Source organism: Thiolapillus sp., assembly GCF_048562965.1.
Classification (GTDB): domain Bacteria; phylum Pseudomonadota; class Gammaproteobacteria; order Chromatiales; family Chromatiaceae; genus Thiolapillus; species Thiolapillus brandeum_A.
In genome coordinates, this window is sequence record NZ_JBHNMF010001090.1 from 1 (window position 1) to 899 (window position 899).

1 protein-coding gene is annotated in these 899 nt (G+C 38.2%); it reads right to left on the reverse strand.

Going from position 1 to position 899, the window contains the following annotated elements; all coding sequences use genetic code 11:
• Window positions 1–2 precede the first annotated feature (2 nt).
• The coding region (locus ACOCD2_RS22490; RefSeq protein ID WP_419626169.1) for a type I restriction enzyme HsdR N-terminal domain-containing protein at window positions 3–899 on the reverse strand (897 nt) is incomplete at its 5' end.

The following is an 899-nucleotide window of genomic DNA, read 5'->3' on the forward strand; positions in this document are numbered from 1 at the left end:
TCCTACTCACTATACTCACCTATAACAGCACGCAAATTATCTGTGTATTTAAAAATATCGTCTAGAGACTCTATTTCCACCCTTTCTTCCTGTTTATTAGCAATCAATCCCAGGTACTTCCTTGAACGATTGAAATGCAGCCTGCAGATCGGCTTTCTGTTGGTATCGTCAAGCAATATCCCACAGTAGCTTTTCTTATCCCGCATAACTACCCTCTTTACGTCAATAACATTGCGGAGAATAGCCTTGATGATGTTGTAAGCTTCAATTTCCTCTTCTGTCGTTTCAATGCCATCATTCTTAGGTGATGATCTGATCGTCTCTACAACTTCAGATATTTCCTCTTTTTTATCTTCGTTTGTAGAAAGGGCAGATTTAAGGCGATCATTGATTTTTTCGTTAATAAACTGCTCTCTCGCCTTTTTTACGATCTTCCTAAACTGCTCCAACACCGACTGAGTCAATCTTCCACCGTAAATCCTTGAAGCGAAAAAACGGACAAACTCCTCAGAAGGTTTTTCTAGTTCCTGCTCAAGAATCTTTTTTATTGCTCCTGTGTACTTGAGCGTACTTGCAGTGGTAAGTATATCTTCCAAAGAAAATGCAGATTTAGTGAATTTTTTTAGCTCATTGATCTGATGGTCTTCAAAGTCAAGAATATTGAATTCAAAAAATGGCTTTGAATCCATTTTGTTTGGCGAATCAATGTCTGAATAGAACTCATAGACAATGCCATTTGTCAGTATGCAGAAACGAGCCGATGTAGTTGAAAAATATCTGTACAGCTGAGAAGCATGGTTTTGATGGAGATCGATTCCAGACCACTTGCATTCTATCAAGATGATAATTTCATCATCCTTCTTGATCACATAGTCAACCTTCTCACCTTTTTTTGTCCC